We start from the raw sequence: 22,930 nt of genomic DNA, 5'->3' as shown, positions 1-22,930 counted from the left end.
ATGGCAGAACGAGTCCGGCCGACCGCGTCCGCGGCGAGATACGGCTTCACCGACGACCGCGCCGACGCGCAGCTCCGCGCCGCGGGCTGGTGGACCGACACCGGCCCCGCCGAGGGGGCCGCCCCGGTGCTGACAGCGCTGTCCCGCAGCGCCGATCCCGATCTCGCGTTGCGGGGTTTCGACCGCATCAGAGAGGCCGACGAGTCGGGCTGGGCGGTGCTGACCGCGGCGCTCGACGAAGATCCCGTGCTGCGCGCCAGGTTGATCAGCGTGCTCGGCACCTCCAGCGCGCTCGCGGACTTCCTCGCCGCTTCACCCGGCCGTTGGCGTCGCCTGGCCGAGCGGAAGCTGACCAGGGCCGAGGACTACGCGCCGACGCTGCTGTCCGCCGTCGAGGAAGAGGGCCTGAGCGAAGCGGACGCCGAGCAGGCACTGCGCTTCGAGTATCGCGGGCTGCTGCTCGAGATCGCGGCCGCCGATCTTTGCGGCACGGTCGAGCCTTCCTTGGCCCACCCCTCCTACGGTGACGTCGCCGGCTGGCTGACCGCGCTCGCCGAGGCGGCGCTGACGGCGGGGCTCGCGCTCGCGCGGCACATCACCCGCTCCGGCGACGAGGCGCGGCTCGCGGTGATCGCGATGGGTAAGTGCGGTGGCCGGGAGCTCAACTACGTCAGCGACGTCGACGTCATCTTCGTCGCCGACGGCGACCTCCAGCTCGCCACGCGGGTCGCGAGCACGATGATGCGGATCGTCGGCAAGGCGTGCTTCGAGGTCGACGCCAACCTGCGGCCGGAGGGCAAGGCGGGCGCGCTCGTGCGCACGCTCGACGGGCACACGGCCTACTACCAGAAATGGGCGCGCACCTGGGAGTTCCAGGCGCTGCTGAAGGCGAGGCCGGTCGCGGGCGACGCCGAACTGGGCCGGGAGTACGCCGAGATGGTCGCCCCGATGGTGTGGTCGGCGGCCGACCGCGACAACTTCGTGCCCGACGTCCAGCAGATGCGCCGCAGGGTCGAGGGCCACGTGCCTTCGGAACTCATCGAGCGCGAGCTCAAGCTCGGCAGGGGCGGGCTGCGTGACGTCGAGTTCGCGGTGCAGCTGTTGCAACTCGTGCACGGCAGGGTCGACACCGATCTCCACTCGCCGTCCACAATGGACGCACTGGCCGCGCTCGGGAACGGCGGCTACGTCGGCAGGTCCGACGCGGCCGAACTCGAGGCGTCGTACGAATTCCTGCGAACCGTGGAGCACCGGCTGCAGCTGAGGAAGCTGCTCCGCACACACCTGTTCCCCGATGCGTCCGAAAAGGACGAACTGCGGGTGCTGGCGAGGGCGATGGGATTGCGGCCCACCAAAGGGAAGGGCGAGGGGCAGCTGCTGCTCGCCGAGTTCCGCCGTCACGCGCAGCGGATCCGGCGCCTGCACGAAAAACTGTTCTACCGGCCACTGCTGCAGTCCGTCGCGAACGTGCCGACGGAAGCGTTGCGGCTGACCACGAAACAGGCGTCGAGCAGGCTCGCCGCGCTCGGGTACGCGGCACCGGACGGTGCGCTGCAACACATCAAGGCGCTCACCGCGGGTGTGTCGAGGCGCGCTTCGATCCAGGAAGCGCTGCTCCCGGTGCTGCTCGACCTGTTCGCCGACACCCCCGATCCCGACCGTGGCCTGCTGTCCTACCGGAAAGTGTCCGAGGCGCTCGAGGAAACCCCTTGGTACTTAAGGGTTCTTCGCGACGAAGGCGCTGTCGTCGAGCGGCTCGCGTTCCTGCTCGGCACTTCGAAACTGGTGCCGGACCTGCTCGCCAGGGCGCCCGAGGTGCTGCAACTCCTCGGCGACCCCGAGCGGCTCGCCGGGCGTTCACCCGACGAGGTCGCCACGTCCCTTCGCGCCACCGCGCGGCGGCAGCCCGGCCTCAACGCGTCCGTCGCGGCGGCCCGTTCGCTGCGGCGCCACGAACTGCTGCGCGTCGCTTCGGCGGATCTGCTCGGCCTGCTCGACGTGCCCGCGGTGTGCCGTGCGCTGTCGAAGGTGTGGGCCGCCGTGCTGCAGTCCGCGCTCGCGGCGGCGGTGCGGAAGCGCGACGCGGAACTCGGCACCACACCGGCGAAGATCACCGTCATCGCGATGGGACGGCTCGGCGGGGCGGAACTCGGCTACGGCTCCGACGCGGACGTGCTGTTCGTGTGCGAGGCAGCGGAAGGCGTCTCGGACTCCGATGCCGTCCGGTACGCCTCGTCCGTCGCCGAAACCGTCCGCAAGGCGCTCGGCGCGCCGACCGCGGATCCGGCGCTGGTCGTCGACGCGGATCTCCGCCCGGAGGGGCGCAACGGCCCGCTCGTGCGCACCCTCGAGTCCTACCGCGCCTACTACCAGCGCTGGGGCGAGGTCTGGGAAGCGCAGGCGCTGCTGCGGGCCAGGTTCGCGGCGGGAGATCCCGAACTCGGCGACCGGTTCCTCGAAATGATCGGCCCGATCCGCTATCCCGAAGGCGGGCTCGACGCGACGAAGGCCCGCGAAGTCCGCCGCATCAAGGCGCGCGTCGAAACCGAGCGGATGCCGCGCGGCGCCGATCCGACCCGGCACACCAAGCTCGGCCGCGGTGGTCTCGCCGATGTCGAGTGGACGGTCCAGCTCCTGCAGCTCCAGCACGCGCACGAGGTGCCGGGCCTGCGCACTGCGTCCACAGTGGACGCTCTGCGCGCGTTGGCCGAAGCGGGGCTGGCCGAGCAGGCCGACGTCGAGTCACTCACCGAGGCGTGGCTGCTGGCGACGAGGGTGCGCAACGCCGGGATGCTGGTGCGGGGCAAGGCCGTCGACGAGGTGCCCAGCTCCGGCCGCGACCTCGCCTCCGTCGCGCGCGTGCTCGGCTACTCCGCGGACGACGACCCCGGTGAGTTCCTCGACACGTATCGCAAGGTCACCCGCCGGGCTCACGGTGTCGTCGAGCACCTGTTCTACGAAACCTGACCCCGCGAGCCTTACAGTGAACTGGTGAGCGAGCGCGAACCCTTCAGCGTCCGGATCAAGGTGCGGCACTACGAGCTGGACACCCTCGGCCACCTCAACCACGCCGTGTACCACTCGTACGCCGAGGTGGCCAGGCTGGAAATGATCGAGGCGTCCGGCGCTCTCGCCGGACTGCGCGACGACAACATCGCCGCCGTGCTGCTCGAATCGACCGTCCGGTTCAAGCGGGAGCTGCGCGCGGGCGACACCGTCACCGTGACGTGCGACGGCCGGTTCGGCGACGGCAAGGTCTTCTGGCTGGACTCGGTCATCCTCAAGGACGACGGCACGGTGTCCGCCGAGATCGACTGCACGCTGGGGCTGATGGACCTCGACCGCCGCAAGCTCGTGCCGGACCCGCGCGGCATCCTGGAACGTGTCGGCACCGATCTCAAGCTGATCTCCACCGCCGAGTAGCTAGCCGCCGGTCACCGGGTAGTTCAGCGAGATCGACCCGCCGGTCGCGTAGTTCGGCACGTCCGCGCGCGTCGCCTCGCCCTCGGGCGAGGAAAGTGCCTCGTTCATAGCCTTCGCGTCGGCGAAATCGGCCTCGAAGATCGCGAAGTACGGCGACTCCTGACCCGCGGCACGGACGTCGAAGCTGTAGCGCCAGCCGAGGATGTTCGGCAGCTTCTTGACCAGTTCGAGGTGGGTTTCCTCGTAGTAGCGGCGAAAGTGGTCCGGATCGGTGGGCGCGGGGTAGAGCACGACGAGTTTGTGCATGCCCCGAGTAAACACCCTGGCACGAAAAACGGGGCGCCCGCCGAGGTATTCCCTCGACCGGCGCCCCGTGCTTCGGGGTGCGGTTACACGTCCCTGTTTTTAGACGTCGTAGTAGAGCGCGAACTCGTGCGGGTGCGGGCGCAGGCGCAGCGGGTCGATCTCGTGCTCGCGCTTGAAGCTGATCCAGGTGTCGATCACGTCCGAGGTGAACACGCCGCCTTCGAGGAGGTAGTCGTGGTCGCCTTCGAGGGTGTCGAGCACCGTGCCGAGGTCGCCCGGCACCAGCTTCACGTCGCGGGCTTCCTCGGGCGGAAGCTCGTAGAGGTCCTTGTCGATCGGGTCCGGCGGCTCGATCTTGTTCTTGATGCCGTCGAGACCGGCCATCATCATGGCCGCGAACGCCAGGTACGGGTTGCCAGAGGAGTCGGGGCAGCGGAACTCGGCGCGCTTCGCCTTCGGGTTGTTGCCGGTGATCGGGATCCGGACGCACGCGGAGCGGTTCCGCTGCGAGTAGACCAGGCTGACCGGGGCCTCGAAGCCGGGCACCAGGCGGTGGTAGGAGTTCACCGTCGGGTTGGTGAACGCCAGCAGGCTCGGCGCGTGCTGCAGCAGGCCGCCGATGTAGTGGCGCGCGGTGTCCGACAGGCCCGCGTAACCGGACTCGTCGTGGAACAGCGGCGTGCCGTCCTTCCACAGCGACTGGTGGCAGTGCATACCGGAGCCGTTGTCCCCGAACAGCGGCTTCGGCATGAAGGTCGCCGACTTGCCGGCCGCCCACGCGGTGTTCTTCACGATGTACTTGAACAGCTGCAGGTCGTCGGCCGCGTGCAGCAGGGTGTTGAACTTGTAGTTGATCTCGGCCTGGCCCGCAGTGCCCACCTCGTGGTGCGCGCGCTCGATCTCGAAACCGGACCCGGTCAGCTGCTGCACGATCTCGTCGCGGAGGTCGGCGAAGTGGTCGACCGGCGGGACGGGGAAGTAGCCGCCCTTGTACTTGGTCTTGTAGCCGCGGTTGCCGCCCTCTTCGTCGGCGCCGGTGTTCCACCAGCCCTCGACGGAGTCGATCTCGTAGAACGCGCCGTTCTCGGCGGAGTCGAACCGGATCGAGTCGAAGATGTAGAACTCGGCCTCGGGGCCGAAGAACACGGTGTCCGCGATACCGGACTCGGCGATGTACTGCTCGGCCTTGCGCGCGATGTTGCGCGGGTCGCGGCTGTACGCCTCGCGGGTGAAGGGGTCGTGCACGAAGAAGTTGAGCGACAGCGTCTTCTGCTTGCGGAACGGGTCGATCCGCGCGGTCTCCGCGTCCGGCAGCAGCAGCATGTCCGATTCGTGGATCGACTGGAAACCACGCACCGAGGATCCGTCGAAGGCGAGGCCCTCTTCGAAGGCGTCGTTGTCGAACGCCTTGGCGGGCACCGTGAAGTGCTGCATCACACCCGGCAGGTCACAGAACCGGACATCGACGAACTGCACGTCCTCATCGGTGATGAGTCGCTGGATGTCGTCTGGAGTAGTGGTCACCCTCGGTAACTCCTTCGTCTTCGTTGCCCGGCGGTGCTGCGGGCTGCCGCTGTCGCGGCCGCACCGACCTCGGAGCGTGATAGGCCGACCGCCGACGCCGCTTGCGCGTTACTCTCTTCGGCTCACGCTAAGAGCGCGGTGTTGCCCGACCGTCACCCGAATGTTTCGCCGGTGTTAACGGGTCGGCGGATCCCGGTAGTGGACCAGTGCGAGCCCCCTCCTGGCCAGCCCGTTACCCTGGATGGGTGGCGAGATGGACCGGCGAATGGCTGTCCGCTCCCGGCGGGGCCGCGAGCGCTGGCGAGCCGCCGCGCTGGCCGGGCGAGCGGCTGGGCCTGCCGGAAAGCGGTGTCGGATCGGCCGCGACCTTCGGCACCCGCGTGCTGGCCCTTCTCGTCGACCTCGTGCTCGCGTCGCTGGTGACGGCCCTGTTCCGGCGCCCGGATTTCGCCGACTCCGCCGCGATGCAGGCCTACAACTGGTGGGCGGTCGTCACCTGGGCGGTCATCACCGTCGTCCCGGTCACCTTCGCGGGGTTCACCCCCGGCATGGCGGCCACCGGCATCAGGGTCGCCCGGCTCGACGGCGGCGCGCTGGTCGGCCCGGTGCGCGCGCTCGTGCGGGGCGTGCTGACCTTCGTGATCGTGCCCGCGCTGGTGCGCAACCACGACGGGCGCAGCTGGCTGGACCGGCTGACCGGCACCGTCGTCGTCCGCCTTCGCTGAACTCGCGGTAACGAAAACGAGCGGCGAGGACTTCCTCTCGCCGCCCGTTTTTTCGCGTCCGCGGTGTCAGCGCCTGCGGATGGTGCGCTGCACGTTGCGCATCTTCGCGCCCTGCGGCATCGGGCCCTTCGGCATCGCCGCGCCGCGGCTGCCGAGCGCGGCCAGCTTCGCCTCGAGCGCGTCGACCTGGGCGGGCTTGAGGTTGCGGGGGAGCTTCATCAGGTAGCCCTGCAGCTTGCGCAGCGGCACCTGGCCCTCTTCGGTGCCCACGATCACGTCGTAGATCGGCGTCTCGCCGATGAGCCGCGCGACCCGCTTCTTTTCCTGCGCGAGCAAGCCCTTCACCCGGTGCGGCGCGCCTTCGGCGACCAGGATCACCCCGGGGCCGCCCAGTACGCGGTGCACGGCGTCGAGCTGCGTCGTCGCCGCGACGGTCTGCGTCACCCGCCACTTGCCGCGCAGGTTGTCCAGCGCCCACCCGGCGGCGCCGGGCTGGCCGTCCGCCTTCGAGTACACGGTCTTCTGCACCCGGCGGCCGAAGATGATCACGGCGGCGAGCAGGCCGAGCAGGATGCCGAGCGGCAGCAGCGCCCACTGGGCGTTGATCAGGAACCCGATCCCGAACACCACACCCGTGATGACCAGCACCGATCCCAGCATCCACGGGATGAGCGCCTTGTCTTCCTTGCGCTGCATCTTGAACGCTTCGAAGATCTGCCCGCGACGAGCCTTGCCCGCGGCGCGCTTCTCCTTCTTCGCCTGCTTAGCAGCTTCCTTGTCCTGCTTTCCCGCCATATGAGCCAGGATACGGCCGGGCCTGCGCTCCCGGCGCCGCACCCTCTGCGAGGATGCGACGGTGGCCACCGCACTGGGATCCTCGACCAGGCCGGGGTTGCTGGACGCGCTCGACCCCGAGCAGCGGGCTGCCGCCGGCGCGCCCCGCGGGCCGGTCTGCGTGCTGGCAGGCGCCGGCACCGGCAAGACCCGCACCATCACGCACCGCATCGCCCACCTGATCGCTTCGGGGCACGTGGCGGCGGGGCAGGTACTCGCGGTCACGTTCACCGCGCGCGCGGCGGGCGAAATGCGCACGCGGCTCCGGTCGCTCGGCGTGGAAGGCGCGCAGGCGCTCACTTTCCACGCCGCCGCGCGCCGTCAGCTCCGCTACTTCTGGCCCCGTGTCGTCGGCGACCGGCCGTGGGACCTCGTCGACAACAAGTTCCGGCTGGTCGGCCAGGCCGCCAACCGCGCGGGCGCCGGTACCGAGATCGAGACCGTCCGCGATCTCGCGAGCGAGATCGAATGGGCGAAGGCCTCGCTGGTCGCCCCGGACGACTACCCGGCGGTGGCGGCCCGCACCCAGCGCGACACCCCGGTCCCGGTCGCCAAGGTGGCGGAGGTCTACCGCCGCTACGAAGAGGTCAAGAACTCGGCGCAGGTCCTCGACTTCGACGACCTCTTGTTGCACACCACGGCTGCACTGGAAGAGCACGGCGCCGTCGCGCAGGAGTTCCGCGAGCGCTACCGGTGCTTCGTCGTCGACGAGTACCAGGACGTCACGCCGCTCCAGCAGCGCCTCCTCGACGCGTGGCTCGGCGGCAGGGACGACCTGACCGTCGTCGGGGACGCGAACCAGACGATCTACTCGTTCGGCGGCGCCTCGCCCCGTTCGCTGCTCGAATTCACGCGGCGCTTCCCGGAAGCCACCGTGGTGCGGCTCGAACGCGACTACCGGTCCACGCCGCAGGTCGTCGACCTGGCGAACCGGGTGATCGGCGCGGCACGCGGGCGGCCAGCCGGGTCGCGGCTCAAGCTGATCGGGCAGCGTCCGGCGGGACCGGAACCGCGGTTCGCCGAATACGACGACGAAACGGCGGAGGCGGGCGCTGCCGCGGCACGGATCCGCCAACTGCTCGACGGCGGTGTCGCGGCCAGTGAGATCGCGATCCTCTACCGCGTCAACGCGCAGTCCGAGGCGTACGAGCAGGCGCTGACCGAGCTGGGCATCCCGTACCTGGTGCGCGGGGGAGAGCGGTTCTTCGCGCGCGCCGAGGTGCGCCAGGCGATGAGCGCGCTGCGGGTGGCCTCCGCCGACGAAGGCGCCGTCGGCGGGCGGGATCTCGTCACGTCCGTCCGACGAGTGCTCGCCAGGGTCGGCCTCACGGAGCAGCCGCCCGCCGGTGGGGCGGCCAAGGAGCGCTGGGACGCGTTGCTCGCCCTCGTCGAACTCGCCGAAGAGCTCGCGACCGTTGTCGAAGGTGCCGATCTCGCCAGGTACGTCGCCGATCTCGACCAGCGCGCCGCCGCGCAGCACCCGCCGACGGTCGAGGGCGTCACGCTCGCGTCGTTGCACGCCGCGAAGGGCCTCGAATGGGACGCGGTGTTCCTCGTCGGGCTGGCCGAGGGGACCATGCCGATCCTGCACGCGGATGGCGACGACAGCGCGATCGAAGAGGAGCGGAGGCTGCTCTACGTCGGCGTCACGCGGGCGAGGGAGCACCTGTCGCTCAGCTGGGCGCTGGCCCGCAATCCCGGCGGCCGCCGGCACCGCAGGCGCAGCCGGTTCCTGTACGGGCTGATCCCCGAGGACCACCCCGCCGCGCGGGTCGCGCGGGCGCAGGCGGAGCGGTCCGGGAGCAAGGCGCGGTGCCGGATCTGCGGCGGCGTGCTGACCGAGACCATGGAGATCAAGCTGAGCAGGTGCTCGCGTTGTCCGTCCACTGTGGACGAGGACCTGCTCGAGCGGCTGAAGGCGTGGCGCGGTGACCGGTCGCGCGAGCTCAAGGTGCCCGCCTACGTCGTGTTCACCGACGCGACGCTCGTCGCGATCGCCGAGCAGCGGCCCACCGACGACCACGCTCTGGTGTCGATCTCCGGGATCGGGGCGAGCAAGCTCGAGCGGTTCGGCGCCGAGGTTCTCGCCGTGGTGCGCGGCCGGTAGCCTCTGCGGTACGGTCGTACCACTCGGCCGCGTGCGACGGGGGTTCCGCGCGGCGTAACCGCTGATGGGGGATGATTTTCGCCGCTTCGGCGAGAATCTTCAAAAATAGGTTGCACGGTCCTCGACGGGACCAATAACCTGCAAGCACCGAAGTCGGAAGGCCTCGGGGAAAGCTTCGCCGACCGGTCTCGGTCAGCTACCGACAGTGAAAGGTGGTGTCCCACGATGATCACGATCTTCAAGATCGGCAACCCGGGCACCACGCTGTCCCGCGCCACCGAGCGCGTAAACGCTGGCCTGGGTAATGGCACGTTCGGCGCTCCCCGTTGGACCGAGGTGAACGAATGCAGCCGCCGTGCGTCGCGGCCGCGTCACACCTATGTCCTCGCCACCGCCACTGCCACCGATGTCTTCGTGCCGACCGCGGCGTTCGATGCCGCGCGTCCGGGCACCGCCGATGTCAAGCCGATGGCCGATGGGCAGCTGGTCATCCAGCCCCATGTTCCGCAGTCTCCTCTCGAGAGAAGTCCCTGACACGTCGTCAGGACGACAGGCTCACGAAGGCCGCGGAACCGGAAACGGATCCGCGGCCTTCGTGTTTTTCATGGTCGGTTCCTGGTCCGGCCGAGTCACTGTCCACTTTCCACCGTCAGAAAATCAGTACGACCCAAAGGAGAACGGGAATGTCATCGGCAATCGCCTTCGCGTCAGAGGGGGCGTTACCCGACGTGTTCACCCAGGCCGCAGGTCTCGGGGTGGGGGATCTCATCGACGCGGTCGCGGCACCGGAGTCGGCACTGCCGTGCCGGTCCGGCGACGCGGACCTCTGGTTCGCGGAGACCCCGGCCGACCTCGAGCGTGCCAAGGGCCTCTGCGGCGACTGCCCGGTTCGGGCGGCCTGCCTCGCCGGGGCACTGGCCCGGCGTGAGCCGTGGGGTGTCTGGGGCGGCGAGATCTTCGAGCGCGGCGCCGTCGTCGCGAGGAAGCGTCCTCGCGGCCGTCCGCGCAAGAACCCCGTCGAGCACGCTGGTTCCGACGCTCCGAAAGCGGCGTCCGCGAAGAGGAGCGCTGCGGCATGAGCACGACGTCCCTGACGACTCGAAAGCTTCAGCCATCGCTCGGTGAACCGAGCGCGACTCCGATCCCGATCAAGGAGATCACCGAGATGTTGATCTACGAAGAACTGTCCAGAGCACGAATACACGACTCCAGGGAGGCGACGCAGGTACGCCAGGCGCTCGACCTCCGGTCCGCCCGCAGGTGGGACCGGATCGCGCGCTGGGCGGCGAAGCGAGCCAGGCAATTCGACAGCTGATCCACTGCTGAACCGTCACTGAGTCGAGCGAGGCCGCCGTCCCGTCCGCGGGACGGCGGCCTTCGTCGTGGGCTCGACCTGCGGGTTCCTTGGCGATATGGGAGCAGGGTATTGCGAGCGCAGGCCGCGAAGTGATACGCATACTCAACGCATGCGTTAGGTATGCCAACGACAAAGGAGTCGAGCATGTTCGTGCGCCGCCAGGCACCTCCCGCGCTGGACGAGTCGGTCGTCGACGCGTTGTCGAAGGTCCAGACCTCCACCCTCGGCCATCTGCGCGACCACGGTTTCCCCCGCGGGCTCACCCCGATCCGGCGCCCGCTCGGGTTCGTCGGATCCGCGTTCACCGTGCGGCTCCCGCATCTCGACTCGACGGCGCTGCACGTCGCCGCCGACGAGGTGCGTCCGGGGGACGTACTGGTCGTCGACCAGTCCGGGGACACCCGCTCCTGTTTCGGCGGCATGGTGGCGTTCACCTCCGCCACACGGGGCGCGGTCGGCGCGGTCGTGTCGGGCTCGATCAACGACGTCGACGAGATCCTCGAACTCGGGCTGCCGGTCTTCTCGGCGGGCGTTTCGGCGCGCACGACGCGCATACTCGGCGTCGAAGGGGCGATCAACGTGCCGGTCACGGTCGGCGGGGTGGTGGTCAACCCCGGTGACGTGGTCTTCGGCGACTCCGACGGGGTCGCCGTGGTCAGCCGCGAGGAGGCGCTCGACCTGGCGGCGATCCTGGCCGGGAAGGAAGCGCTCGAGCCGGAGTTGAAGGAGAAGATCACGGTCGGGGGCAAGCTTTCCGAGTGGTCCGGTGCGCTCGCGCACTTCGAGGCCGGCCTCGGCGACCGAGCCGAGTGACGCGGAGATGACCGCCACGAATAGTTCGCCGGACGCCACGGGCACGGCGGGCCAGGGGCTGTTCTCCGGCAGGCTGCGGTGGTTCATCGCGGGCGGGTTGCTGCTGCCGGTGACCTTCGTGATGAGCATGGACCGCGCCGCGATGACCGTCGCCGCGCCGGTCATCCAGAAGGAATACGGGTTCACCGTCACCGAGATGTCGGTGATCCTCACGTCGTTCTGGTGGGCCTACGCGCTGTTCCAGGTGCCCGGCGGGCTGCTCGCGAAGCGGTTCGGCCCGCGCCGGGTGCTGGCGCTGGCCGGGATCTGGTGGTCGGTCTTCACCTTCCTGACTCCGTACGGGGTGGTGTTCCTCGGGTTCGTCGTGATCAGGATCCTGCTCGGCCTCGGGCAGGCGGCGGACTGGCCGACCTCCGTCTACACGCTCCAACGCTGGTTCCCCCGCCGCGAGCAGTCGAGGGCGAATTCGCTGCTGTTGTGCGGGCTCTACCTCGGCAACGTGATCGGCTCGCCGCTGGTCGTCTGGATCATCGACAGTTTCGGCTGGGAAGACTCCTTCCACGTGTTCGCGATCGTCGGGTTCGTGCTGGCGCTGTTGTGGTGGTGGGTGGTGCGGGACGAGCCGCGCTCGCACCCGCACGCGTCCGCGGCCGAGGTGCGCCACATCGAATCGGACCGGCAGCGGACCGAAACCGAGGCGACCCTGCCGTGGCGGGCGTTCGCCCGCTCCGGCCAGTTCTGGGCGATCGGCGCCCAGTACGCGTGCCTGCTGCTGATCCAGGGTTTCTTCGCCACCTGGCTGCCGACCTACCTCGTCGACGCACGCGGGCTTTCGTTGAAGGAAATGGGTTTTCTCGGCTCCTTGCCCTGGGTCGCGATGATCGTCGGAGTGTTCGGCATGGGCGCGCTCAACGACCGCGTGTTCCGACACTGGCGCGGGCGCGTGCGGATCGCCTCGGCCGGATACCTCTTGGCCGCCGCGTTCCTCGTGCTCGGCGCGCTCTCGACCAGCGTGCCGGTGCTCATCACCTGCCTGTGCCTGAGCCTCGGCGCCGTCGGGGTCGTCCAGGTGCACGTCTGGGCGGCGTGCCAGGACCTCGGCGGCGGTTACTCGGCCACCGTCACCGGCTGGACGAACCTGTGGGGCAACCTCATGTCGGCCGCGGGCCCGTTGTTCACCGGCATCCTGGTCGGGATCGGCGGCGACTGGGTGCTGGCGATGGGCATCCTCGCGATTTCCGGTCTGCTCGGCGCTGTTTGCTGGTTCTTCGTGCACCCCGAACGGCCGTTGCGGGCACCGGCGCGTCCTTCCTCCTCTCTCTCCAGAAAGGCTGAATCATGTCCCTTCCCGTCGCGGTGGCCCAGTTCGCCGCCGGTCTAGACAAGCAGGAGAACCTCAAATTCGTCAGCGAGGGCATCAAGGCCGCCGCCGACCGCGGTGCCCGCCTCGTGGTGACGCCTGAGTTCGGGATGTACCACGATCCGGCGAAGGAGAGTGAGGACACCTCCTATCCCGAACCGCTGGACGGACCTTGGCTTTCCAGCGTCCGTGAAGTCGTTCGCGACGCGGGTGTGCACGCCGTCGTGGGTTTCGCGGAACGCCTCCCAGAGGAGTCGCGCGCGGCGAACACGGTCGTCGCGATCGCCCCGGACGGCTCGTTTTCCGCGCTGTACCGCAAGGTCCACCTCTACGACGCGTTCGGCTACCGCGAATCCGACACGGTCGTCCCCGCCGAGATCACCGACCCGGCGACCTTCGAACTCGACGGTTTCACCTTCGGCATCCAGACCTGTTACGACATCCGTTTCCCGGAAAGCTCGCGACGGCTCGTCGACGGTGGCGCCGACGCGCTGCTCGTGCCCGCGGCCTGGGCGGCGGGCCCCGTCAAGGAAGAGCACTGGCTCACCCTGCTGAAGGCGCGGGCCATCGAGAACACCAGCTATCTGCTCGCCGCGGGGCAGACCGGCCCGCACTGCACCGGGCAGAGCGTGATCCTCGACCCGATGGGCGTCGTACTGGCAGGCGCGGGGGAGGCGCCCGGCACCGCCGTCGCCGATCTCGACCCGGCGCGGATCCAGTCGGTGCGCGGCAGGAATCCGGCGCTGGAAAACCGCCGCTTCCGCGTCGTCCCCACGTGAGCGCCCGGTGTGCCGGATCGCCACGGTCCGGCACACCGGCCGCGCCGCGCTGGCCTGTCACCGTCGATGACTCTCCGCCTAGACTGGACGAGTCCCGCAGTCCCGAGTCAGGAGCGGCAGTGAGCGCCCCGTTCGCGAGCACCGGATCACCTCCCGTGCTTCCCGAGGCCAGCCGGCCCGCCGACCAGCCCGCGAAGGACTTCGTCTACCAGTACGTCAAGCAGCTGATCGTCGATCTGGTCCTGCCGCCGGGGCACATCGTCACCGAAATGGACATCGCGAAGGTCACCGGTCTGTCCCGCACGCCGGTGCGGGAAGCGTTCCTGCGCTTGGACGCCGAGCGGCTCCTGCAGCTGCTGCCGCGGCGAGGCGCGCTCGTCACCGAGGTGACCGCCCGGCAGATCCGCGAGCTCTCCACCACCCGCCTGGTGCTCGAGCAGTACGCGGTACGCGAGATCGTCGAACGGAACGTGGACGTCTCGGGGGTGCTCCTTCCCCTGATCGACAAGCAGCGCGCCCTGCTGGCGGACCACGCCGGGTACCCCGAGGTCATCGCGTGCGACCGCGAGTTCCACACGTCCATCATCCGCGCGGTCGGGAACACCGAACTGACCGAGCTCTACCGCTCGATGGGCGACCGGCAGCAGCGCACGGGAGTGGTCGCGTTTTCGGTGCAGCCAGGCCGTGCCGAAATGGCCGTCGAGCATCATCAGCGGCTCGCCGACGCACTCGGCCGCGGCGATCTCGCCGATGCCCAGGCCGCACTCCGCGAGCACCTCGACCGGCACGCCTGGGACCTCGAAAGGTTTCTTCCCTGACCCGCAAGGTCGTGTTAAATGACCTGCGTGGCAGCGCACACGCACGATGACATCGACTGGTCCGAACGCCTCTCCGCGCTGCGCCGCGCCGACGAGCTCGATGTGGCCGCCACCGCCGCGGTGGCGGAGCGCCTGGTCGCGGATCTCCCTCCTCGCCCGGTCGTGGTCGACGCCGGGTGCGGCGCGGGCGGGATGAGCAAGGCGTTCGCGGCCGCGCTCGCCGCGAGGTCCGGCGGCACCCTCGTGCTCGTCGACGCCGTGCCCGAACTGCTGGCGGCCGCCGCCGAGATCGCCGCACCCGCGGCCGCCGGTCTGGTCGAGATCGAGCAGTACCGCGCCGACGCGGCCGAGGGCCTGCCGTTCCTGCCCCCGGTGGACCTCATCTGGGCGTCGGGCATGGTGCACCACCTTCCCGATCAGCAGGCCGCGGTCACCGCGTTCGCGGGCGCGCTCAAGCCCGGCGGTGTGCTCGCGCTCGGCGAAGGCGGGCTCGACATCCGTTGCCTGCCGTACGACCTCGGCGTCGGAGAACCCGGCCTCGAAGGACGGCTTAACACCGCACGCGAAGCCTGGTTCCTCGACATGAGGACGACCATGCCCGGCGCGGTCCGCATGCCGTACGGCTGGGGTCGCGCGCTGGCCGAGGCCGGTCTGACCGGCGTGAGTTCGTTCAGCTACTTGCTTGACCATCCGGCTCCCCTTTCCGAGCTGGCTCGCGACTACGTGCTCGAACGGCTCGACTGGTTCGTCAAGGTGTGCGGCGACCGGATCGGCGAGGCCGACCAAGCCGCTGTTCGCGCACTGCTCGACCCGGAGGCACCCGAGTACGCGGGAAACCGCGCGGATCTGTTCATCCTCGGTGCCCGGACCGTCCACCATGGACGGTCCGAGTGACCGGGGTGCCCGCAGTGCGGTGCTATCGCTGCGGACGTGGCCAGGACGCGCAGAAGAATCCGATGGACGCCCTGGCATGGGTTTCCGAACACGAACGCGGCCGGGTCCGGCATCTGTGCCCGGACTGCGCGCGCTCCCACACGAGGGACATCGAGGGCAAACTTCCGGGCGAGTACTGGTGATTCCGGCATCTGGTTTGTCTACTGTAGACGCAAGATGGCTCATGCCGCGGCCAGCATGCCCTGTGCGATGACCGGCGGTCGTTCGCGCCGCGCGGCGCGAACGAACGCGCGCACCAGTTCCTCCCGCACGCAGGCGGGGGAGTCCTGGAGCATGCCCGCCGCGGTGCGGACGACCACGACCCCGGCTGCGCGGAGCGCGAGGTGGCTCATCTTTCCGCCCGCTTCACCGGTCCCGCGCGCGCCGAACTGCCAGGCGACGCCGACCTCGTCCCACCAGGCGTCGGCCAGTCCGATCGGCCGGTCGAGCCGATCGCACACGGTCACGTTCCAGGCGGGCGGCGGCAAGGGAACCGTGCGCAGCAGGCGCCGCGCCATGCCTTGGACGTAGGTGTCGCCGAGGGAACCGAGGCCGCGCAACGTGTCGCGGACCGCCCTCGTGCCGCGCTGGTTACCCGCCTCGAGCTCGGCGTTCAGATCCGCTCCGGTGCAAAGGCCGTAGTACACCGGGAGCGACAGCAGACGCCGCAGCCGATCGGGATCGGTCTCCCACCGCGCGGCATCAATCGTCGCCCGCGCCACCGGTGCGAACGGGAGCCCGTCGACGAGGACTGGTTCCGGCAGCCGCGCTGTCCGCTCGTGGGTCGCGAAACCGTGCGGGAGGATGCGTCGCGTTGTCGGGAGGAGCAGGTGCACCGTGCGCGACCTCGGCAACGCGATTCCGTGCGCGCACAAGGCATCGACCCCGGTGACGACGACGGGCGGGCCCGCTCGCGTCACCGCCGCTCGCAGTTGTTGGTTTCGGGTGGGTTCACCGTTGCTGAGGAGAAGCACTCCTGGCAGCAGGCGCCGCCACGGACCGCCAGGGCGGCATCGGCCGGCGATCGTGCTGCCGGAAACGCCTGCCTCGCGCAGGGTGTGGATGCTGGACACGAAATCGACCACCCCGGACGGGAGGTCGGTTCGGACGTTGCTCGGACGAGTCATGACGAAAGCGTCCTGCGCCGCGGGGTGCCGCGGTAGCCGGTCCGGCGAACTGTGGACAGATTCGGGCCGCGAACGGCATTTTCGTGCGGATCAGCGTCCGGCTGTGGACAACTCGGCCCGATTCGAGGATCAGGCGGCGAATCCCGGCTGCCACCGCTCCACAATTGATCTCGCGGGGATTTCCGCGTCGAGCTGGCACAAAATGCCGGTCGACCCGGCGGTGACCCGGTGGATCAGCAAGTACTCGGGAGGGAGGTTCAACGAGCGGCCGGTGCGGAAGTCCTGGCCCCTGGTGTCGCCGATGCGGCCGGCCTGGCGCTGCATCCACTTGCGCGTGAAGTGGAAGGTTTCGGTGGCCAGTGGTTCGGTGAAAGGGGCCAGATAGGCGAGTACGTCGTCGGGGTCGAGTTCGGTCCCCTGCCGCACGAAGCCCGAGCTGCGCAGCAGGGACATCAGTTCGCGGGAACGGCCGCCGAGCGCGAGCCTGGTCATCTCGCCGAGATGGCTGGGGATCCCGTCCGGCAACCGGGCCACGGCGCCGAAGTCGATGACGCCGAGCCTGCCGTCTTCGAGCAGCATGAAGTTGCCGGGGTGCGGGTCCGAGTGCAGCAGGTGCGCGCGCTCGGGGGAGGAGTAGTGGAACTCGGCGAGCAGGGTGCCCACGTGGTCCCTCGTCGGCTTGTCACCGGAGGAGATGATCCGGGAAAGGGGAGTGCCATCGATCCATTCGCTCACCACGACCTTCGGGGCGCTCGCCACGATCCTGGGCACGACGACCCGGGGATCGCCGTCGAGGACCTTCGCGAACGCGCGCTGGTTGTCGGCTTCCGCGCGGTAGTCCAGCTCTTCGTTCATCCTCGCCGCCAGCTCGGCGAGGAGAGGCTTCACCTCGGTGCCCGGTACCAGTGCCTGGAACAGCCTGCTGAACCGCTGGAGCTGGCGCAGATCGCTGCGCAAGGCCTCGTCGGCGCCCGGGTACTGGACCTTGACCGCGACCTCGCGGCCGTCGTGCCACACGGCGCGGTGCACCTGGCCGATGCTGGCCGCGGCGGCGGGCTCGTCGTCGAACTCGCGGAAGCGCTCGCGCCAAGCCCTGCCCAGCTGTTCGGTCAGCACCCGCCGCGTCTGGCGGATGGGCATCGGCGGGGCCGCTGCCTGCAAGCGGGTGAGCGCGTCGCGGTAGGGCTCCGCCATCTCGTCGGGCACGGCTGCTTCGAAGACGCTCAGCGTCTGGCCGAACTTCATGGCTCCGCCCTTGAGCGTGCCGAGGACTTCGAACAGCTGCTCGGCGGCCTTGGCGGACAAGGCCGCGTTGACCTCCTTGGCGCTCTGCCCGGTGAGCCGCCGCCCCCAGCCGCCGACCGCGCGTCCGGCGATGCCGAGTGGCAGGCTGGCGAGCTTCGCCGTGCGGGCCGCCGTCCGGTGCGGGATCGCGGATTCGGTCCGGTCCTCGGCTGCGTCGTGGGATTCCGTCACCCGAACGATTCTGCCTTGCCGTCGTTGATCGGCGCAGCCGATCAAGGGAGTGGATCGGCGCTACGCCATCGGGCGTAGCCCGCCCGCCGGGCGGCAGCCGCAGTCCGGGTGCGGTGGTGCGGGGCGGTGCGCGACGGTGCCGTCGAACGTGTCGACCTCGAGCGTCGTCTCCCAGGTGGGTGGCCGTTGTTCCGCGGAGAGCAGTGCACGCAGCGACTGGACGCAGGCCAGCGCCGCCGTCGCGGACACGTCACTGAGGTCGGCCCGTTGTCTTCGCCCGGCGAGCTGGCTCGCGACCAGCGGCCAGCGCCCGTCCCGGTCCGCGTGGTGCAGGTCCACGCAGCGGAGGCAGCTGCTGCGCCCGGGGATGACCAACGGGCCGACGAAACCGCGCCCGTCGCGCACTCCTGCTCGCAGGTGCGTGACGCCGTCGGCGACCAGGTCCGCCACCAGTTCGGGCGCGGGGACCATCGCGTCGGCCAGTACCGCGAGATCGGGGAGCCTGCCGCTGAGCTTGCCGGTCTTGACGCGGGGGTTCGCCCGCTGGAGGAGTTCGGCGGACGCGGTCCGGCGCTGCCGTCCGAGATCGGCGTCGGAGTACCCGGCGCCGAGCTCGTCCTCGCCGATCAAGCCGTCTGCCTCGATCCGCACGTGCCCGACCCCCGCGGCCGCGAGCAGTCCGGCGACCGCCGAGGTGAGCCTGCCCGTGCCGTAGACGACGATCGAGTAGCCGGCTCGGTCAGCCGTCGTCTCGCGCCGGGTCCGGCCGGTCCGTAGCGACCAGAACGCGGCATCGCGGATCACCGGCGCGCTCGTGCGCGGTTCGTCGGCGTCTTCGAGGAATCCGAGTTCGGTGAGTTCGGTGAGCAGGTCCCTCAGCTCCTCGACGTGTTGTTCGCCCTCAGCGAGCGCCAGCAGATCGGTGGTGCTGGTACTGCCGTCGAGCCGCCGGAGCGCGGAAAGGATGTCGGGCGCGACATCGCGGGCGACGACGCTGTGCACGGGGTCCACGCCGAACTGGACTTGCCCGCCGCCGCGTTCCAGCACGTCCAGGCCGGGAAGCAGCTTCGGCTTTGCCGGGAGGAGCACCTCGGCCGCTGCGAAATCGTGTTCGGTCATGTGCACAGGGTGACAGAGTTTCGGGGCCCTGAAAGGGGAAACCGAGGTTGTCCACAGGGTGATTCAGGTGTGGACAACTCGGGGGATGTGACTTTGCAGCCATCGGAGTTGTCGGCACTTGGTCGTACCGTGGATAGGTGGCCGAAGCACGGGTGCCCCCGCGGAAGAGCGGGGGAGAGACGTTCCAGAGAACGGAATCCGAATACCGGAAGATCGAAGTGCGGCGCAGCGCGCGGCGCCGCCGGACAGTGACCGCCTACCGGGACGGTGACACGCTGGTCGTGCTCATCCCGGCGAAGATGAGCCGCGCCGAAGAGGAACACTGGGTCGCCGAGATGGAGCGCAAGCTCCAGCGCACCGAACATCGCAGGGCGTCGCCGGCGCGGGCTTCGGACACGGCGCTCGCACTGCGGTGCGCGCAGCTGTCCGCCCGCTACCTGGACGACGCGGACGGCCCGGCGAGCGTCCGCTGGGTGCCGCCGATGCGCACGCGCTGGGCGTCGTGCACGCCGTCGGACGCCACGATCCGCGTGAGCGAGCGGCTTCGGGACGTGCCGTCGTGGGTGCTCGACTACGTACTCGTGCACGAACTCGCCCACCTGCAGGTCGCGGGGCACAACGCCCGGTTCTGGGCGCTCGTGCACCGCTATCCGAAGGCCGAGCGGGCCATCGGGTACCTCGAAGGGCTTTCCGCGGCGGCGGGATGGGGGATCAGCGAACTGGACAACGACGAGTAGCCAGCCCTCGCCACTGGTCGGCTTGATCGGCGGGCAAGCGGACGGCCCTGCTCACGCGGCTTCGCGAAGTGAGGCGAAGTAGGCGGGCACCAACGGACGTGCGGGCCACCTCGTAGCCGAGGTGGCCCGCACGGCGTCCTGCTCAGTCCTTGCTGCCCGAGTCGCCGTCTTCCGGTTTCTCGGCGGGCTTCTCGTCGGCCGACTTCGCTTCTTTTTCCGCCCGTTCGGTGCGTTCGAGTTCGGCGATCGGGTCCAGGTCGTCGGCGGGCTGTTCACCCAGGTGCTCGGCGAACTCCATCGGGTCGTCCAGATCGGTGGCGTTCGGCAACAGGTCCGGGTGGCTCCACAGGCCGTCCCGCTTCTCGGTGCCGTGCTGGTCGCCGACGAGCTTCCAGAGCGCCGACGCCGCGCGCATGCGCCGCGGCCGCAGTTCGAGGCCGACGAGGGTGGCGAAGGTCTGCTCCGCGGGCCCGCCCGTCGCGCGGCGGCGGCGCAGGGTCTCCCGCAGCGCGTCGGCGCCGGGGAGACGGTCCCCGATCGCTTCGGCGACCACCACGTCGACCCAGCCTTCGACCAGCGCGAGCAGGGTTTCCAGGCGGCTCAGCGCGGCCTGCTGCTCGGGGGTGGTCTGCGGTTCGAGCAGGCCGGAGGACATGGCCTCCTCGATCGCGGCCGGGTTGCTCGGATCGATCCGGCCCGCGATTTCCTCGAGGCCCGAGATGTCCACCTTGATGCCCTTGGCGAACTCCTCGACGGTCGCCAGCAACCGCTGCCGCAGCCACGGCACGTGCGCGAACAGGCGCTGGTGCGCCGCCTCGCGCGCGGCGAGGAACACCAGCACCTCGCTGCTCGGCAGCTCGAGGCCCTCGGTGAACTTCTCCACGTTCGCGGGGAGCAGCGCGGACGTCGCGGCGGGACCGAGCGGGAGGCCGACCTCGGTCGAGGTCAGCACTTCGGAGGCGAGCTGGCCGAGCGCGTTGCCCAGCTGGGACCCGAACGCCATGCCGCCCATCTGGCCGACCATGGACAGCAGCGGGCCCGCGGCCTGCTTCGCCTCGTCGGGCAGCGCCTCGACCCACGCGCCCGAGACCTGCTTGGCCACCGGGTCGCACAGCCGCTGCCACGTGGGCAGCGTCTTCTCCACCCAGTCCTTCGGCGTCCACGCCACCGAACTGGTCGCGCCCGCGGGCAGGATCGTCGCGGAGTCGAGCCACAGTTCGGCGAGGTGCGCGGCGTCGCGGACCGCCGTGCCCGCGTCTCCGCTGGCCGCGCCCGAGGCGCCGGACGCGAAGCCGAGCTTGACCTCGCCGGTGCCGCCGAGGTTCTGCAACGCGATCTGCTTCGCCAGGTCGTAGTTCACCGGGCCGGTCGAGCTGCCCGCCTGGCTGAGCATCTGGCCGAGCTGGCTGAGCATCTGTCCCAGCTGGCCGAACGCGTCGGCACCCGGCTGCTCCTGGCCACCGCCGCCCGATGGCTCGTTGTCACCACGCTTGTCGGGATCGGGAAGTCCGAAGCCGAAGGGGAGATTGCTCATAAACACCACCGTACGCGGGTCGGGCAGGGTTGAACTCGCCAGCCGACGCATGGCGTGGCCTGCACTCGGGTCGTACACCGGTCACCGTACGCTGTCTCGGGTGAGCGAGCGCCCCGACGAAACCGCAGCCCATGGCACCCAGCGCCCTGGTGCCACCGCCGCCGCTGAACCGGGCCCCGACCAGGGCACCGGTGAGCCGGGCGGGAGCGCGACCGAGCATCCGCAGGGCCCGCGCGGCCGCACCATGACCCGGCGCACCTGGACGCTGGTGGTGAGCTTCCTGCTGGTGGTGGCCTTCGGCCTCACCGGCGCGTTCGTGCGCGTGCCGTACGTGGCCGTCGGGCCGGGCCCCACCTACGACACCCTCGGGCAGGCCGGCGGCAAGCCGGTCATCGAGATCAACGGTCAGCAGACCTACCCGACCGCGGGCGAGCTGCGGATGACCACCATCTCGCTGACCGACGAGGTGACCCTCTTCGGCGCGCTCGGCCTCTGGGTGAGCGGGCGGTACGCGCTGGCGCCGCGGGAGGACTACTACAAGCCGGGCGAGAGCGACGAGCAGGTCAAGAAGGAGAACGTCAAGCAGTTCCAGGACTCGCAGAGCAACGCCGAGGTCGCGGCGCTGCGCCACCTCGGGTTCCCGACGAAGGTGCTCGCCAACAACGTCGTCGCGGGCAGCCCCGCCGATCACGTGCTGTCCGCTGGCGACCGGCTCCTCACGGTCAACGGGAAGCCGATCTCGAAGGAAGAGGACGTGCGCGCCGCGCTGGCGGGCACCAAACCGGGCGAGACGATCTCGCTGAGCTTCCAGCACGAGGGCCAGCCGCAGCGCACCGAGACGCTCACGCTCGCGCAGAGTTCGGACCAGCGCAAGGAGGGCTTCATCGGCCTGTCGCCGGTCGACCGCGCCGACGTGCCGTTCGACGTGAAGATCTCGCTCCAGGACGTGGGCGGGCCGTCGGCGGGCCTGATGTTCGCGCTGGCGATCGTCGACCGGTTGACCCCCGGCGAGATGGTGGCGGGCGAGCACGTCGCGGGCACCGGCGAGATCGACGAGAAGGGCAACGTCGGCCCGATCGGCGGTATCTCGTTCAAGGTCGTCGGCGCGCGGGAGGCGGGCGCGACGGTGTTCCTCACTCCGGCCGCCAACTGCACCGAAGCCGCGGCGGCCGTGCCGGACGGGCTCAAGCTGGTGAAGGTGACCAATTTGGACAGTGCGCTCGACGCGCTCGAGGACCTGAAGGCGGGGAGGCCGACACCATCGTGCTGAGCCCGGCTACGGCGCCAGCGTGGCGCGGAGCGCGTCGACGAGGTTCGGCGCCAGTTCGGGATGCTCGATGATCTCGTCCACCGCGTCTCCTTCCGCCGCGCCGCGCAGCCGCATGACGCACGCGCCGGGACCGTCGCCGCGCACCACGGCGGCGACCAGCCTGGCTTCGGTGCGCTGGGGGTGGTCGGCGGCGGCCTGGCGGAGGCGCTGCGCGTCGTCCTGCTCGGCCGTGGGCAGATCGGCCTCCGCTTCCGGCGGCAGCACGATGATCTCCTGCGCCAGTGCGCACCCCGCGACGACGTCCGGCCAGGCGATCCTGGCGAGCGAGTCGGCCAGATCGCCTTCCGGCAACGGTTCCTGCGCCACCGGGGTCAGCGTGCCGGGCTCGCCGAGCTGCCCCGCCAGCTCGGGCTGCTCCGCGAGCAGCGTTTCCGTCGGCACCAGCGCGAACAGCTGGGGTTGCTGGTCCCACCCGCCCGACGCGACGAACTCCTCGACCTCGCGGGCCAGGTTCGCCACGGCGGTGCCCGGCACTTCTTCCGCGCTGCTTTCCATGGCGCCATCGTCGCAGGCACCCCCTTAGCCTGCCGCGCCAGCGTCCGGTTTGGGTGGTTGTCGGGAACTCGACAGCCCCTCCGTAGAGTTAGGTGACCAGGGGCCGGATTCCGTTCCGGCGCCGGTGAGAACA

Annotated in this window: 22 protein-coding genes; 14 read left to right on the top strand and 8 right to left on the bottom strand. The window is 70.0% G+C overall.

The window, feature by feature from the left end:
- Nucleotides 1-2,967, top strand: coding sequence for a bifunctional [glutamine synthetase] adenylyltransferase/[glutamine synthetase]-adenylyl-L-tyrosine phosphorylase (locus HUW46_RS12465; protein ID WP_215547434.1), 2,967 nt, complete (start codon nucleotides 1-3; stop codon nucleotides 2,965-2,967).
- A 24-nt stretch (nucleotides 2,968-2,991) separates the two neighbouring features.
- Nucleotides 2,992-3,423, top strand: a complete 432-nt coding sequence (locus HUW46_RS12460) for an acyl-CoA thioesterase (protein ID WP_215547433.1) — start codon at nucleotides 2,992-2,994, stop codon at nucleotides 3,421-3,423.
- Here the strand turns inward: HUW46_RS12460 and HUW46_RS12455 are convergent, their stop codons facing one another.
- Together HUW46_RS12455 and glnA are read right to left on the bottom strand one after the other, a co-directional pair.
- Nucleotides 3,424-3,729: an EthD family reductase gene (locus HUW46_RS12455; protein WP_215547432.1), complete on the bottom strand. Its 306-nt coding sequence runs from the start codon at nucleotides 3,727-3,729 to the stop codon at nucleotides 3,424-3,426. It lies immediately after the preceding gene.
- Between the two features lie 99 nt (nucleotides 3,730-3,828).
- A complete protein-coding gene (glnA, locus tag HUW46_RS12450) occupies nucleotides 3,829-5,253 on the bottom strand; it encodes a type I glutamate--ammonia ligase (protein ID WP_215547431.1) in 1,425 nt (474 codons plus the stop codon).
- Between the two features lie 245 nt (nucleotides 5,254-5,498).
- Here glnA and HUW46_RS12445 point away from each other — a divergent pair, with 245 nt between their 5' ends.
- Entirely contained in the window at nucleotides 5,499-5,978 is a 480-nt protein-coding gene (locus HUW46_RS12445; protein WP_215547430.1) for an RDD family protein, read from the top strand.
- 66 nt (nucleotides 5,979-6,044) lie between these two features.
- Here the strand turns inward: HUW46_RS12445 and HUW46_RS12440 are convergent, their stop codons facing one another.
- The gene (locus HUW46_RS12440) at nucleotides 6,045-6,773 is read right to left on the bottom strand and encodes a DUF4191 domain-containing protein (protein WP_215547429.1); all 729 of its coding nucleotides are present in this window, start codon (nucleotides 6,771-6,773) and stop codon (nucleotides 6,045-6,047) included.
- A gap of 61 nt (nucleotides 6,774-6,834) precedes the next feature.
- Between HUW46_RS12440 and HUW46_RS12435 the strand changes: the two genes are divergently transcribed.
- From HUW46_RS12435 to HUW46_RS12395, 9 genes are all read left to right on the top strand, one after another.
- Nucleotides 6,835-8,919: an ATP-dependent DNA helicase UvrD2 gene (locus tag HUW46_RS12435; protein ID WP_305860346.1), complete on the top strand. Its 2,085-nt coding sequence runs from the start codon at nucleotides 6,835-6,837 to the stop codon at nucleotides 8,917-8,919.
- A gap of 225 nt (nucleotides 8,920-9,144) precedes the next feature.
- Nucleotides 9,145-9,453, top strand: coding sequence for a hypothetical protein (locus HUW46_RS12430; RefSeq protein WP_215547428.1), 309 nt, complete (start codon nucleotides 9,145-9,147; stop codon nucleotides 9,451-9,453).
- Between the two features lie 149 nt (nucleotides 9,454-9,602).
- Nucleotides 9,603-9,998: a WhiB family transcriptional regulator gene (locus HUW46_RS12425; protein ID WP_215547427.1), complete on the top strand. Its 396-nt coding sequence runs from the start codon at nucleotides 9,603-9,605 to the stop codon at nucleotides 9,996-9,998.
- Nucleotides 9,995-10,234 (top strand): hypothetical protein, encoded by a 240-nt coding sequence (locus HUW46_RS12420; RefSeq protein WP_215547426.1) that lies wholly within the window; start codon nucleotides 9,995-9,997, stop codon nucleotides 10,232-10,234. The genes HUW46_RS12425 and HUW46_RS12420 overlap by 4 nt, the downstream gene beginning before the upstream one ends.
- A gap of 186 nt (nucleotides 10,235-10,420) precedes the next feature.
- Entirely contained in the window at nucleotides 10,421-11,089 is a 669-nt protein-coding gene (locus HUW46_RS12415) for an RraA family protein (protein ID WP_215547425.1), read from the top strand.
- 7 nt (nucleotides 11,090-11,096) lie between these two features.
- Nucleotides 11,097-12,470, top strand: coding sequence for an MFS transporter (locus tag HUW46_RS12410; protein ID WP_215547424.1), 1,374 nt, complete (start codon nucleotides 11,097-11,099; stop codon nucleotides 12,468-12,470).
- Nucleotides 12,428-13,228, top strand: coding sequence for a carbon-nitrogen hydrolase family protein (locus tag HUW46_RS12405; protein ID WP_215547423.1), 801 nt, complete (start codon nucleotides 12,428-12,430; stop codon nucleotides 13,226-13,228). The genes HUW46_RS12410 and HUW46_RS12405 overlap by 43 nt, the downstream gene beginning before the upstream one ends.
- 119 nt (nucleotides 13,229-13,347) lie before the next feature.
- Nucleotides 13,348-14,046: a GntR family transcriptional regulator gene (locus HUW46_RS12400; RefSeq protein ID WP_215547422.1), complete on the top strand. Its 699-nt coding sequence runs from the start codon at nucleotides 13,348-13,350 to the stop codon at nucleotides 14,044-14,046.
- 18 nt (nucleotides 14,047-14,064) lie between these two features.
- Nucleotides 14,065-14,940 (top strand): class I SAM-dependent methyltransferase, encoded by an 876-nt coding sequence (locus HUW46_RS12395; protein WP_215547421.1) that lies wholly within the window; start codon nucleotides 14,065-14,067, stop codon nucleotides 14,938-14,940.
- 221 nt (nucleotides 14,941-15,161) lie between these two features.
- Here HUW46_RS12395 and HUW46_RS12390 read toward each other — a convergent pair whose 3' ends face one another.
- The 3 genes from HUW46_RS12390 to HUW46_RS12380 all read right to left on the bottom strand — a co-directional run bounded on the left by HUW46_RS12390 (nucleotide 15,162) and on the right by HUW46_RS12380 (nucleotide 18,701).
- Entirely contained in the window at nucleotides 15,162-16,106 is a 945-nt protein-coding gene (locus HUW46_RS12390) for a hypothetical protein (RefSeq protein WP_254126099.1), read from the bottom strand.
- A 129-nt stretch (nucleotides 16,107-16,235) separates the two neighbouring features.
- Nucleotides 16,236-17,582 (bottom strand): ABC1 kinase family protein, encoded by a 1,347-nt coding sequence (locus tag HUW46_RS12385; RefSeq protein ID WP_215547420.1) that lies wholly within the window; start codon nucleotides 17,580-17,582, stop codon nucleotides 16,236-16,238.
- Nucleotides 17,583-17,642: 60 nt separating this feature from the next.
- Complete coding sequence (locus HUW46_RS12380) at nucleotides 17,643-18,701, bottom strand: ThiF family adenylyltransferase (RefSeq protein WP_215547419.1); 1,059 nt, start codon at nucleotides 18,699-18,701, stop codon at nucleotides 17,643-17,645.
- 212 nt (nucleotides 18,702-18,913) lie between these two features.
- On the opposite strand from HUW46_RS12380, the gene HUW46_RS12375 reads away from it, so the two are divergent.
- Nucleotides 18,914-19,438 (top strand): M48 metallopeptidase family protein, encoded by a 525-nt coding sequence (locus HUW46_RS12375; RefSeq protein ID WP_215549814.1) that lies wholly within the window; start codon nucleotides 18,914-18,916, stop codon nucleotides 19,436-19,438.
- Nucleotides 19,439-19,580: 142 nt separating this feature from the next.
- Here the strand turns inward: HUW46_RS12375 and HUW46_RS12370 are convergent, their stop codons facing one another.
- On the bottom strand, nucleotides 19,581-20,972 hold the full coding sequence (locus tag HUW46_RS12370; RefSeq protein WP_215547418.1) for a zinc-dependent metalloprotease: 1,392 nt from the start codon (nucleotides 20,970-20,972) through the stop codon (nucleotides 19,581-19,583).
- A gap of 100 nt (nucleotides 20,973-21,072) precedes the next feature.
- Here HUW46_RS12370 and HUW46_RS12365 point away from each other — a divergent pair, with 100 nt between their 5' ends.
- Complete coding sequence (locus HUW46_RS12365) at nucleotides 21,073-22,242, top strand: YlbL family protein (RefSeq protein ID WP_254126097.1); 1,170 nt, start codon at nucleotides 21,073-21,075, stop codon at nucleotides 22,240-22,242.
- Nucleotides 22,243-22,248: 6 nt separating this feature from the next.
- Here HUW46_RS12365 and HUW46_RS12360 read toward each other — a convergent pair whose 3' ends face one another.
- Nucleotides 22,249-22,797: a PPA1309 family protein gene (locus tag HUW46_RS12360; protein WP_215547416.1), complete on the bottom strand. Its 549-nt coding sequence runs from the start codon at nucleotides 22,795-22,797 to the stop codon at nucleotides 22,249-22,251.
- Nucleotides 22,798-22,930 lie beyond the last annotated feature (133 nt).

The sequence above is a fragment of the Amycolatopsis sp. CA-230715 genome, from assembly GCF_018736145.1.
In the GTDB taxonomy this organism is placed as follows: domain Bacteria; phylum Actinomycetota; class Actinomycetes; order Mycobacteriales; family Pseudonocardiaceae; genus Amycolatopsis.
The sequence above is the reverse complement of the archived record's forward strand: the minus strand, read 5'-3'. Positions and strand labels throughout refer to the sequence as shown.